We start from the raw sequence: 12,115 nt of genomic DNA, 5'->3' as shown, positions 1-12,115 counted from the left end.
GACCAGCGGCCGTATCATAGCCGCCTGATCGCACTTGCCGGGTCAGGCGGCAGACCTTGCAATCACGCCGGGTTGTCTCGACCACTGGGCATACCAGCTGTCGAACAATTTGAGCTGCGCCTCGGCATAGCCGCGCTGGCTGTCGGTCAGGGCGTCCGTCTCGTTGAAGTGCAGCTTGTATTCGGGAGCGCCCTTCAGCACCATCATGTGCTTGAAATAGAGCACCAGGTCGGGACCTTCGTCGAACGAGGACAACACGGCGAGCGCGGCGTCCAGCTCCAGCGCGCGCTGGCGGGCCTCGACGTCGCCCTTGGCTGCCGCCTGGCTCAAGCCCACAAGGTGCAGCACCTCCTTCGGCAGGACGTTGCCGATGCCGGTGATGGCACCGGACGCACCGCAATTGACGAAACCGTGGAAGACGGCGGTGTCGACGCCGATCATCAGGGCCACCTCATCGTCGCGGCTGGTGATGTTTTCCGCTGCGTAGCGCAGATCCGACGGTCCGCCGAACTCCTTGAAGCCGACCAGGTTGGGGTGTTCGGCGCGCAGCGCGAAGAACAGGTCCGCGCGCGTGGCAAAGCCGTAATAGGGGCTGTTGTAGATGACCGCCGGCAAGTCGGGCGCGGCGGCAAGGATTGCCTTGAAATGATGGCGTTGCGCCGTCACCGAGGGCCCGCGCGACAAAACACGCGGGATCACCATCAGGCCCCGGGCGCCGACCTTCTGGGCGTGAGCGGCATGCGCCACGGCCTTGGCGGTGTTGACCGCGCCGGTTCCCACGATCACCGGCACGCCGGCCTTCACCAGGCGCTCGACACCTTCCATGCGCTGCTCGTCGGTCAGGAGCGGCCAGTCGCCCATCGAGCCGCAATAGACGACGGCCGACATGCCGGCCGCGATTAGCTCGCGTCCCTTGCGCACCAGCGCGTCGAAGTCAGGCTGGCGGTCCTGCGTGCACGGGGTCATCAACGCCGGCATGCAGCCGGAAAAAACATTAGGGGTCATTTCGGATTCTCCTTGAGGCTGGCACGCGGATTGATCAGTTTGTCCCGAAGCAGCACGGCTTGCCAAGCAAAATAGTCGTGGCCGCCAGGGACCAACGCAGGAACAGCAATGCGCAGCAAAACCAGCATTCATGTCGTCGGCTGCCATGCCGAGGGCGAGGTCGGCGACGTCATCATCGGCGGCGTGCTGCCGCCGGCGGGCCGCACGATGATGGACAAGATGATCACGATGGAACGTGATCACGACCATATCAGGCGCATGCTGATCTGCGAGCCGCGGGGCAGCGTCGCGCGCCACGTCAACCTTCTGGTTCCCTCGACGCGCGAGGATTGCGTCGCCGGCGCCATCATCATGGAGCCGACGGAATACCCGCCAATGTCCGGCTCCAACACGATCTGCGTCGCCACCGTGCTGCTGGAGACCGGCATGGTGCCGATGCAGGAGCCCGAGACGCGCTTCAAGCTCGACATGCCGGGCGGCGTCATCGAGGTGCGCGCCGAATGCCGCGACGGCAAATGCGTCTCGATCACCCTGCGCAACGCGCCGGCCTTTGTTGACCGCCTCGATGCCAAAATCGAGGTTGAAGGGCTTGGAACGCTCATCGTCGACATCGCCTATGGCGGCATGTTCTACGCCATTGTCGATGCCAAGGCGCTCGGCTTCTCGGTCGCCCCCGACGAGGCGCGCGAGCTGGCGGTGGCCGGCGAGAAGATCAGACGGGCCGCGCGCGAGCAGCTCGATGTCGTCCATCCGGAATTCGACCATGTGCGCGGCGTGTCGATCGTGCAGTTCGCCATGCCGTTCCAGGGGCCGGGCAATGTCACGCGCAACACCTGCATCGTCTCGCCGGGACGCTCCGACCGCAGCCCGACCGGAACCGGCACATCGGCCCGCATGGCCGTGCTGCAGGCGCGCGGCTTGATGGGCGTTGGCGATGTGTTGATCCATGAATCGATCATCGGCTCGCGCTTCACCGGCAGGATCGTGAAACTGACGGAAATTGCCGGGCGCAAGGCCATCGTTCCGGAGATCACGGGCCGGGCATGGATTACCGGCGAGCACAGCTACTATCTCGACCCGACCGATCCCTATCCCCAGGGCTACGTGCTGTCGGATACGTGGGGCACTTCCACCTCGGTGAAACAGTAGGCCGGAGCCGGCAATTCGCTGGACTGGTGGGTTCCCGCCGAGCCAGAATGGTGCCAATGGCGGCATACGTCGGTCCGCATCTGGTGAGAATTTCATCCATGAACATAGATGGTATCTGCGATCCGCGCTTTGCCGCCGTTCGCCAAGCTTTCGCCGAGTGTTTCGCCCAAGGGTTGGAGCATGGCGGCGGCGTGTCCGTCGTCGTCCACGGCAGGACTGTCGTTGACCTGTGGGGCGGTCATGCGGATGCCGCGCGAACCCGTCCGTGGCGGCAGGACACGCTGATCAATGTCTGGTCCTGCACCAAGGGCGTCGTGGCGCTGGCGATCGCAATGTTGGTGGAGCGCGGCAAACTGGATTATGCCGCACCCATTGCCCGCTATTGGCCGGAATTCGCGGCTGGCGGCAAGCAAAACATCACGCTTGACCAGGTGATGTCGCACCAGGCCGGGCTGAATGGTCTTGCCGTGCCGATGGACGAAGCGGGCATGTTCGCGTGGACGCCCTTCGTCCACGCGCTCGCGGCCATGTCGCCACTCTGGGAGCCCGGCAGCCGCTGCATCTATCACGCGCTTACCTATGGCCACCTTGCCGGCGAGGTGCTGCGCCGGGTCGACGGGCGAAGCATCGGCCGCTTCATCGCCGAAGAGATCGCTGGCCCGCTTGGAGCCGACTTTCATGTCGGCCTGCCGGACCGCGAGGATTCCAGGGTCGCCGAGACGATCGAGGGCCCTGGCGCTTCGGACTGGGTCGACGACGTCCGCGCCTCGCCATTTCCCCATGCGGGCGACAATCCGGCGCCCCGTGCATTGGCCCCCAACGACCGCGCCTGGCGCGCCGCCGAGGTGCCGGGCGGCAATGGCCAGTCGACGGCGCATGCACTGGCACGCATCTACGGCATGATGGCGGCCGGCGGTGTCTGGGAGGGCAAGGCTCTGATCAGCCGCGCGGCGATAGAGGAAGCAACGCATCCGCGCTTTCGCGGCATGGATGAAAGCTTCGCGGTTCCAACGGCCTTCGCCGCCGGCTATCAGATGGAGGATCCGGTCTATGCTGACCGCGCGTCGCCGCAAACCTTCGGCCACACCGGCTGGGGCGGCGCCATCGGTTTCGCCGATCCCGGCGCCGGCGTCGGTTTCGGCTACGTCACCAACCGCATGCTGGGTTTTGACGACATGGACCCACGCCGCAAGGTGTTGATCGACGCCGTTTACGACTCGCTCTGACTGAGTGGGCGAAGGCCAGCCGGGACACTGCACGCCGGAGCGAAAAGTGATCCTGGTCCGCACCGTCGGCTTGCCGCCTTCGGGTCGTTCGAGACGCGTAGCTCTCGCTATCTCCTGGCTCTCCAACAAAAGCTGTGGCTAATCCCTGTCGCGCGCCTTCGCGAATATCCGCATCACGCTACCATCTGTAGTAGTCTCAATTTGAAAACCCCGGTTGAGAATCAGCCGGGTGGCGGGTGGTTGATTGTGGCGACACTCAACGCGCAGGTTCTGGATTTTTTCGACTGGTGGCTCGATGAGCTGCGAGGGGTCTGGGCGCGGGTCGTCCCCGGGAAAGGGCAAGCCGCCACCAGCGACTGGATCGTCAGCTTGGCGGATGACGGCATTCGTGTGCGCGAGGCCAAGGCGCCGGAGTTCCAGTCGATCCCGCTGGCGCTGACGGCTTCCTCCGACGAGATCCTGGCGCTGCTGCAGGGCGGGTCCCGGCGCCGGCGGCCGAGCTTCGATATCGCGGTCCAGCCCGGCCTGTTCCTGACCCGGCAGCTCGCGGCGCGGCGTCTGCCGGTTCGGCAGGCGCGCGACATGGCCGAACTCGACCTTCTGGCCGCAACGCCGATCGACCCGGCGCAGGTGCATATCGTCTTCGCCGCGACGGCGGAACAGGACAGCGCCTACCACGTCGTCAAGTCCAAGACGCTTGCCGCCGTGCTGGACGCGGTCCGGCGCGCCGGCGGCTCGGTCCGCTGCCTGGCGCTGTCGCGGCCGGCCGGAACGCTGCGCGCCGATCCGCTCAGCCTCGCCGCCATCTGGCCGCCGACGGCGCGTGACCGGCTTGCCAGGACTGCCTGGATTGCGGCTCTGTCGGTGCTGGCCGGCGCCGTGCTGGTGACCTTCGCGCATGCGCATTGGCGCGCCTGGCAGGCCGAGGCCGAACTGGACACGCAGATCGCCGATGCGCAGGTGCTGGCCAAGGCGGCGCGCGCCTCGCTGCAGAAGCGCCAGGCCGGCATCGAGCGGATCGAAAAGATCCGTCAGGAAAAGAAGACGACGGCGTCGCTGGTGCGCGTCTGGGCCGAGCTGACGCATCTGCTGCCCGACACGGCCTGGCTGACCGATCTCTCGGCCAAGGGCGACGACCTGACCATATCAGGCTTCTCCACCTCGGCCGCCGAACTGATCCAGCCGATCGACGCCTCGCCGCTGTTTTCGGCGCCTGAATTCGCCTCGCCGGTGGTCAAGGTTCCCGGTCAGGACGGCGAGCACTTCACCATTTCGGCCAAGATCGGAGCGCTCTGACGATGCTCTCCGCCATCCTCAACATGAGGCCGACGATCCGCCGCCTGATCGCGCTGGCGATCGCCGCGGTCACGGCCTGCGTGCTTGCCTGGGTGGTGTTCGCGGCGTTCGACAGCGTCGCGTCCGCGCAGGCCGGGATCGAGGAAAAGCGCGAGCTTCTCGGCCAGCTGCAGAGCGTGGCCGCCCTGGCAAAGCGCCTCGACAGCGCTGCCAGTCCGGAGGCGGCTGCCAATCCCGAATTTCTCACCGGCGGCAGCGAGGCGGTCATCCGAGGCGGGTTGCAGACCCGGCTGAACGCGATTGCCGCCGCCAATGGGGTGAGTGTGCTGTCTGCCGGCAATGCACCGGTGCTCAGCGAAGCCGGTGTCGATTTCATCGGGCTGCAGGCCAACCTTTCGGGACCGCTGGAAGGCATCCACAACGCCATTCTCGCCATCGAGACGTCGCTGCCGGTGCTGTTCATCCGCGAGGCCACCTTGCGCACCACCAATGTCGGGCCGGCCGCGGGACGGACCGGCGATCCCGAGCTTTTCGCCGAGATCCTGTTTTACGGGCCGCTGCAGACGCAGATGGCGCCGGCCGGGGCCAAGCCATGACCGGGAAATTCGCAGGCCTCGCGATCGCGGCTGTGATCGCGGCCCTCGCTTTGGTCAATGTCGCGCTCTACGATACCCCCGTCGACATCACGCCCGTCGCCTCCGGCAAGGGGCATGATGGCGGGCCGACTTCAGTGGCGGGATCGCTGGAGTTTCCCGAGGCTGGCGATTTCAGCGAGACGTTCCAGCGTCCGCTGTTCACGCCGACACGCCGAAAATTCGTGCCGCCGCCAGTCGCCCCGCCGCCGCCAGTCGAGGTTGCGGTCGCGCCGGTAAAACAGGCGCCACCGCCACCACCCGAAGCCGCACCGGCCGTCGCGCCATCGCTGCTGGGCATCAGCATTCACGGCGGTGCCGCGAAGGCGTTGCTGCGTGTCGCCGGCAGCGAGAGCGCGGTTTGGTATGGCAATGGCGAGACCGTCGACGGCTGGACGGTGTCGGCGATCGACAAGGATCAGGCCGTGCTGGAGCGCGACGGCAAGGTGGCGCGCATACCGCTTTATCCGCCCTGGAAAAATGTCGCGCCAACCCCGAATGCCCCGGAACTATGAGCGACCGCGCCCCTCATGACAGCGCAAGTGCAGCGGACGAAAGCGCGAGCTCCGGCTTTTCGCTGGTCGCCGTGCTGGTGTTCATGCTGATCGTCTCGGCGATCGTCGTCCCCTTCGCCGTGACGGCCAAGACGCGGCTGATGATCGCCAACAGCGAGGTCGAGCAGGAGCGCCTGTCGCTGCTTGCCGAAGGCCTCGGCAATGTGGTCGCGAGTGCATTGACCGGCGCCTCCGATGGGCAAAAATTTCCGCTGGATTCCACACCGGCATCATGCCGCTCGGGAGAGTTGAGCTTCGCTGTGCGCGTCCAGGATCATGGCGGGCTGATCGATCTCAATGCCGCCGATGACAGCCTGCTGGGGCTTGGCTTTGCGGCGCTCGGCTTCGAGCAGCAGACATCGGCCGAACTGGCCAAGGCCACGATCCGGTTTCGCGACAGCGCCAAGCTGTTCGCCGACCTGCCGCGGTCGAGAAGCGCCGTCGGGCCGCCCGAGGACAAGCAGGCGCCGTTCGAATCGGTGTCCGAGCTGCAGGAGTTTCCGGCACTTGCGTCGATACCGCTGCGGGCCTTGAACGGCGTTTTCACGGTCAACTCGAAGCGTGGCACGGTCAGCGCCGATCGCGCGCCGAGCCGGCTGCGCGCCGCCCTTGCAAGCGGCTCCAGCGCTTCGGTGGTTCAGGCGCTGGCCGATGCATCTGCCTACACGGTCGACGTGGTGGTGAGACGGGACGGCTCCGGGATTGCGGGCGAGGCCGGGTTCATCATCGAAAAATCTCCGACAGGCGCGGCGTTCTCCCGCGTCTCCCGCAGCCCGGTCGCCGAAGCCGGGGCATTGCCGCCAGTCGCCGGCACCGCCGGCTGCGAGGTGCTTTTCGGCACCGAGGCGGCGCGGCTCCTTGGGGGGTTGAATTCATGAACGCTTCCGCCCAGACGAAGGGGATCGAGGCGTTTCTCGCCTTTCTCGAGGGTGAGAAAGTGCTGACCGCGCATGCCGCTCAACGTGCGTTGGGGGCATCGCGAACATCGGGGCACCCGTTCGATACGGTGATGACCGAACTCGGGCTGATCGGCGAGCAGGATCTGGCCAGCAGCCTCAGCCGCTATCTCGAAGCGCCGACGCCGGTCGAGATCCCCGAGCAGGTCAGCCCCGAAATGCTGGCAAGCGTGCCACTGGCGTATCTCAAGGAGAACGCCATCCTGCCGCTGCAGATGGACGCCGAGCGGCTGGTCGTCGCCGTGGCCGATCCTTTCTCCTCGGCCACCATCGATGCACTGGCCTTCCACTATGAGCGGACCCTGGCGCTACGCATCTTGCCAAGGCGCATGATTGCCGAGTGCATCGACCGCATCGAGCAATCGGCGCTGGCTGCCGTTTCGAACGGCGGCGGTAGTGGCGAAACCCTGGATTTCGGCCCCGACGACCTCGAGCGCTTAAAGGATTTTGCCCGTGAGGCGCCGATCGTGCGCTTCGTCGCCGAGACCATCCACAAGGCGGTCGATGCGAGAGCCACCGACATCCACATCGAGCCGCTTGAGGACCATGTCCGCATCCGTTTCAGGCATGATGGCATGCTGTCCACCGTCGACACCGCGTCGATCGCGATGCTGTCCGGCATCTCGACCCGCATCAAGATCCTGTCGCGTCTCAACATCGCCGAACGGCGCCTGCCGCAGGACGGACGCATGCGCATTGCCGTGCGCGGCAGGGATGTCGACCTGCGCGTCTCGGTCATTCCGTCCATTCACGGCGAGGCCATCGTGCTGCGCATTCTCGATCGCGCCGGCGTCGAACTGAAGCTGGAGAAGCTCGGCTTCGATGGCGCCGCGCAGGCCAAGATCCGCAACATGTCGCAATCGGCCAACGGCATCGTGCTGATCACCGGGCCGACCGGCAGCGGCAAGACCACGACGCTCTATTCCATCCTGGCCGAGCGCTCGCGGCCGGACGTCAAGATTTTCACGGTCGAGGATCCGGTCGAATACCGCATGGCCGGCATCACCCAGCTGCAGGTCAATCCGGCGATCGACCTCGACTTCGCCGCAGCCCTGCGCTCGATCCTTCGCCAGGATCCCGACATCATCCTGCTCGGCGAAATCCGCGACCGCGAGACGGCGCAGGTCGCGGTCCAGGCGGCGCTCACCGGCCACCTCGTGTTCTCGACACTGCACACCAACAGTGCCGCGGGCGCGCTGACGCGCCTTCGCGACATGGGCATCGATGGCTATCTGCTTGGCGCGACGATCCGCGGCGTCATCGCGCAGCGGCTGTTGCGCCGTATCTGCCCGACCTGCCGGGGCGCGGAGCAGACTGGCCCTGCCTGCCGCACCTGCAACGGCTCCGGCTACAGCGGCCGCACGGTAACCTATGAAATGCTGCAAGTGTCGCCGCGGATCGCCGAACTCATCGACCAGGGCGCCGGCGAAATGGAGATCGGCCGCATTGCCGCCGAGGACGACCTCGTGCCGATGTCGGCCCACGCGACCGCCCTTGCCCGGTCGCAGGTCACCACCATGGACGAGGTCCGCCGTGTCATCGATCTGGCGGGAGGTGACTGATGCCGGCGTTCGCCTATCGCGCCTACCTGGCCGACGGCTCGACGGAAGCCGGCGTTCTCGATGCGTCGACCAAACAGGACGCAGCGCGGAAATTGGCGCAGCAGGGTCGCCGATCCTATCATCTTGCGCCCGTGAACAGCGAAAGGCCGCAGCTTCGCCTGCCGGGGCGCAGCGCGCTGACGCTGACCCGCAAGGTCGACCTCAGCCGCTTGTTCTCCGAGCTTTCGGTTCTCCTGAACGCCGGCTTCACGGTCGACCGCGCCTTGGGCGCGGTCATTTCCGGCGAAGCCAACCGGCAGCGGCGCCAGCAACTGCAATCGGTGCTTGACCTCACGACCGGCGGCCGGCCGATCGCCGAAGCCTTCGCCGCTCTGCCGGGCATCACGCCGGATGTGGCCGCTTTGCTTGCCAGCGGCGAGCGCAGCGGCAAGATGGCCTATATCTGCCAGCGGCTGGCGGACACGTTCGAAGCGACGGCCAAGCGCCGCGCCGCGATCATCGAGGCGCTGGCCTATCCGGCCTTCCTGCTCCTGGTCATGAGCGGGGCGTTGGTCATTCTGGCAACGGTTCTGGTGCCGGCACTGGAGCCGATCTTCGAGGGCTCATCCGCTCCGAAGCCCTTCACCATGACCATGCTTTCCGCCTTCGGCACGGTGTTCCGCGACTACCCCTTCGTTTTCCCGCTGGCGGCGGTGCTCGGCCTGCTGTGCTATCTCCTGGTGTCCCGTTCCGCAGGCGCCAGAAGACAGCTTTCGCATGGGCTGTTGAAGGTCCCGCTGATCGGCGGGCTGGTCAGGGACGCGGTGATCGCGCGCTATCTTGAAACGCTTGCGCTGCTGCTCGGCAATGGCGTGGCGATGACCGAGGCGCTTGGCCTTGCCGCCAATGTTTCCAGGCAGAGTTCACTGGCGGCGAGCTTCGCATCGATCGAAGACAATGTCGCCAATGGCGCGCGCCTGCACGGCGCGATCGTCAAGGCAGGGATATTCGACCACGCGACAATGTCGCTGGTCTCCCTTGGCGAGGAGGCCAATGCGCTTCCCGTGGTGCTGGATCGCGCCGCCAGGATGCTTCAGCTGACGCTGGCGCGGCGGATCGACACCGTGCTGAAACTGCTGACGCCGGCGCTGACCATTTCGCTCGGCTTTCTCGTCGGCAGCCTGGTCATTTCGGTGATGACCACGATCCTCAGCATCAACGATCTGGCGCTACAATGACCGCCGCTCGCGGAGTCGACACACAGGCACACGCAACGGCGGGGTTCACCCTGGTCGAGATGCTGGTGGTGCTGGCGATCATGGCGCTTGTCGCGGCCATCGCCGCGCCGGGGCTGGTCAGCCACTATCGCACCAAGAGCCTGGAGACGGTGGCCGGCGAGATCACCATGCGGTTGCGCCTGTCGCGCACATCGGCGATCGCCACCGCCCGGCCGACGCAGGTCGTTGTCGATCTGGGCAACCGTCTCATCCGCTTCGGCGAACGGGACAGCCTGGCCTTGCCGGACGATGTCAAGATGACCGTCATCACCGGCCAGGAGACTGTAGTCGCCGACCGGCAGACGCTGCTGACCTTCCTTCCTGACGGCCGCGCTTCCGGCATGGACATCGCGCTGCAGCAAAAGGGACGGACCGCGCGCATCGCGGTCAACTGGCTGACAGGGCTCCCGACATGGCGAACCCTGCCATGACGGCGCCGGCGCCCCAATCCTCGTCCGAAGCCGGCTTCTCGATCCTGGAGATGATCGTCGCCATGACGATCCTGGCGCTGGTGCTGGGCATCGCCAGCCAGTCGATCGTGCTGGCCAGCCGCAGCATTGCCGCGGCCAAACGCCAGGTCGAAGCGGCCCGAACGGTTCGAATGATGCTGGCCGACTACGAGGCCCGGGTACAAACCGCCGCGCAACCCGGCTGGACCCTGAAGACCCGCACGATAGATGTCGCCAAAGCGAAGGTGACCGCCGTTCTCATCGAGAAGCCGGGCGGGGCGTTTCCAAGCGGGCCGTTCCTGACCTTTGTACCGGCGCAAGGCCCGGCCGCGCCATGAGTTGGCTGCTCTCCCGCGTCCGGCGGAGGGTCCGCGCCGTTCGCCGCCGTCTTGCAGGCGCGGCTTCGTCAGGCAGCAATGCGCATCCGGAATCCCCGGCATCGGTGGCGGGTTTTGCGCTCATCGATGTGCTGGTGGGGCTGGCGCTGATCGGCGTCATCACATCGCTGATGATGGTCTTTCTCGGCCAGGCCCGAACGATGATGCGCATCGAAAAGGCGACCGAGTTCCAGATGGAGGTCGACGCCGCATCGCGCTTCCTCGAGACGGCGATCAGCCACGCCGAGCCCTTGCCGCTGTCGAAATCGTCGCCGGACCAGGTGCTCTATCTCAGCGGCGATGGTGCCCTCATCGAGTTCAATGCCGTTCAGGCGATCGGTTTCAAATCCTCCGCATTGCGCGAAATCGTGGTTTCGCTTGCCGATGGTGGCCAGGCCGGTGCCGCCCTGGCCATCGTCCAGAAAACGCGGCGCGGCAGCAAACCCGGCGCATCGGTCTCGAGCGAACCGGTACGGCTGATCGGCGGCGTGAGCGCCATGAAATTCGAATATCTCGACAACGCGCTGGCACCGCCATCGTGGCTGCCGGGCTGGAATGCGCCGCGGCGGCTGCCCGCCGCCGTGCGCTTCACTCTCTCGGTGGTGCGCGATGGCGCGGCCTATTCATCGCGGGGTCTTGCCCGCCTCGATCTGGCCGGCACCGCACCGCCTCGAACGAATTGAGCGCGCGCTCTTCGACCACCGTCAGTTGGTGACGTCCTGGTCCTCGCCGGTTCCGTCGGGCTTGCCGTCCTTGCCGAGGCTGCGGATGACCACACCGCTGGCATCGGCCTTCACTTCGTAGGAGTAGGGCCTGCCCCATGGATCCTTCAGGCCGGTTGTCCCCTTGAGATAAGGCCCGTTCCAGCGCGTTTCACCGGCCGGCTGCGCGACCAGGGCGTTGAGCCCCTCTTCGGAGGTCGGGTATTTCGCATTGTCGACATAGTAGAGTTCGAGCGCGCTTTCGATGTTGCGGATCTGCGCCTTGGCCGCATTGGTCCTGGCCGCGCCGAGATAGCGCAGCACTTGCGGCGCCGCCAGCGTGGCGATCAGTGCGATGATGGCGAGCACGACCAGAAGCTCGACCAGGGTGAAGCCGCTTTCGCGATCGTCGCGGTCGCGGCCCGGTTTCTTGGAGAATTGAAGAAAGCGCATCATCAGAGCAGTCCCATGTCCAGACCTGCAAATTGTTCCAGCGCCCAGCTCGAGCCGAGGCCGATGGCGATGAACGGACCGAAGGCGACGCGGGCCCGTGCCGCCGCCGGCCCTGTCGCGACCACCTGTCCGCCGACGAACAGCAAAGCGCTGGCGCTGGCGATGAACAGCAGTACCGGCAGGAGCAGCGGGCTGATCCAGCATGCGGCCGCCGCCAGCATCTTGACGTCGCCGAGGCCGAGACCGACGCGTCCGGTCATGAGGAAATGGCCGCGCCGCAGCAGCCAGGCAGCAGCGAAGGTCGCGGCGGCGAAGAGGATCTGCACCGGCAGACCGTTTGCGTCCGCCGCCAGCTGATAGAGAAGGCCGATGCAGGCGAGCGCCAGGTTGAGCCCGTCCGGGATGATCTGCCGGCGGAAATCGGTGATCGAAATGGCGGCGAGAACGGCCGCCAGGGCGATCGTGGCGGCAAGCACGAGAGAGGGGTGCGTGGCCATCG

At 66.2% G+C, this 12,115-nt stretch carries 14 protein-coding genes; 11 read left to right on the top strand and 3 right to left on the bottom strand.

Annotated elements, in window-relative coordinates:
- Positions 1 to 42 precede the first annotated feature (42 nt).
- Complete coding sequence (locus AC1DPX_RS23090; RefSeq protein ID WP_477239753.1) at positions 43 to 1,005, bottom strand: dihydrodipicolinate synthase family protein; 963 nt, start codon at positions 1,003 to 1,005, stop codon at positions 43 to 45.
- A gap of 108 nt (positions 1,006 to 1,113) precedes the next feature.
- On the opposite strand from AC1DPX_RS23090, the gene AC1DPX_RS23085 reads away from it, so the two are divergent.
- From AC1DPX_RS23085 to AC1DPX_RS23035, 11 genes are all read left to right on the top strand, one after another.
- On the top strand, positions 1,114 to 2,154 hold the full coding sequence (locus AC1DPX_RS23085; protein ID WP_477239752.1) for a proline racemase family protein: 1,041 nt from the start codon (positions 1,114 to 1,116) through the stop codon (positions 2,152 to 2,154).
- A 98-nt stretch (positions 2,155 to 2,252) separates the two neighbouring features.
- Positions 2,253 to 3,380, top strand: coding sequence for a serine hydrolase domain-containing protein (locus AC1DPX_RS23080; protein WP_477239751.1), 1,128 nt, complete (start codon positions 2,253 to 2,255; stop codon positions 3,378 to 3,380).
- 246 nt (positions 3,381 to 3,626) lie between these two features.
- On the top strand, positions 3,627 to 4,676 hold the full coding sequence (locus AC1DPX_RS23075; protein ID WP_477239750.1) for a PilN domain-containing protein: 1,050 nt from the start codon (positions 3,627 to 3,629) through the stop codon (positions 4,674 to 4,676).
- Positions 4,677 to 4,678: 2 nt separating this feature from the next.
- Positions 4,679 to 5,272, top strand: a complete 594-nt coding sequence (gspM, locus tag AC1DPX_RS23070; protein ID WP_477239749.1) for a type II secretion system protein GspM — start codon at positions 4,679 to 4,681, stop codon at positions 5,270 to 5,272.
- The gene (locus AC1DPX_RS23065; protein ID WP_477239748.1) at positions 5,269 to 5,823 is read left to right on the top strand and encodes a hypothetical protein; all 555 of its coding nucleotides are present in this window, start codon (positions 5,269 to 5,271) and stop codon (positions 5,821 to 5,823) included. The genes gspM and AC1DPX_RS23065 overlap by 4 nt, the downstream gene beginning before the upstream one ends.
- Positions 5,820 to 6,740 carry a hypothetical protein gene (locus AC1DPX_RS23060; protein ID WP_477239747.1) on the top strand — a complete coding sequence of 307 codons (921 nt, stop codon included), beginning with the start codon at positions 5,820 to 5,822 and terminating at the stop codon, positions 6,738 to 6,740. The genes AC1DPX_RS23065 and AC1DPX_RS23060 overlap by 4 nt, the downstream gene beginning before the upstream one ends.
- The gene (locus AC1DPX_RS23055; RefSeq protein WP_477239746.1) at positions 6,737 to 8,380 is read left to right on the top strand and encodes a GspE/PulE family protein; all 1,644 of its coding nucleotides are present in this window, start codon (positions 6,737 to 6,739) and stop codon (positions 8,378 to 8,380) included. The genes AC1DPX_RS23060 and AC1DPX_RS23055 overlap by 4 nt, the downstream gene beginning before the upstream one ends.
- Positions 8,380 to 9,597 (top strand): type II secretion system F family protein, encoded by a 1,218-nt coding sequence (locus AC1DPX_RS23050; RefSeq protein ID WP_202355923.1) that lies wholly within the window; start codon positions 8,380 to 8,382, stop codon positions 9,595 to 9,597. The genes AC1DPX_RS23055 and AC1DPX_RS23050 overlap by 1 nt, the downstream gene beginning before the upstream one ends.
- Positions 9,594 to 10,067: a GspH/FimT family pseudopilin gene (locus AC1DPX_RS23045; protein WP_477239745.1), complete on the top strand. Its 474-nt coding sequence runs from the start codon at positions 9,594 to 9,596 to the stop codon at positions 10,065 to 10,067. The genes AC1DPX_RS23050 and AC1DPX_RS23045 overlap by 4 nt, the downstream gene beginning before the upstream one ends.
- A complete protein-coding gene (locus AC1DPX_RS23040; RefSeq protein WP_202355921.1) occupies positions 10,049 to 10,423 on the top strand; it encodes a PulJ/GspJ family protein in 375 nt (124 codons plus the stop codon). The genes AC1DPX_RS23045 and AC1DPX_RS23040 overlap by 19 nt, the downstream gene beginning before the upstream one ends.
- Positions 10,424 to 10,527: 104 nt before the next feature.
- Positions 10,528 to 11,145, top strand: a complete 618-nt coding sequence (locus tag AC1DPX_RS23035) for a PulJ/GspJ family protein (RefSeq protein WP_477239744.1) — start codon at positions 10,528 to 10,530, stop codon at positions 11,143 to 11,145.
- 21 nt (positions 11,146 to 11,166) lie between these two features.
- On the opposite strand, the gene gspG is transcribed toward AC1DPX_RS23035, so the two are convergent.
- Both gspG and AC1DPX_RS23025 read right to left on the bottom strand, forming a co-directional pair.
- A complete protein-coding gene (gene gspG, locus AC1DPX_RS23030; protein WP_477239743.1) occupies positions 11,167 to 11,619 on the bottom strand; it encodes a type II secretion system major pseudopilin GspG in 453 nt (150 codons plus the stop codon).
- Complete coding sequence (locus AC1DPX_RS23025) at positions 11,619 to 12,113, bottom strand: prepilin peptidase (RefSeq protein WP_477239742.1); 495 nt, start codon at positions 12,111 to 12,113, stop codon at positions 11,619 to 11,621. Before AC1DPX_RS23025 ends, gspG begins: the two co-directional genes overlap by 1 nt.
- Positions 12,114 to 12,115: the final 2 nt, after the last annotated feature.

Source organism: Mesorhizobium sp. 01N446, assembly GCF_056399285.1.
Note: the sequence above shows the minus strand (reverse complement) of the source record. Positions and strands in the feature narration are given on the sequence as shown.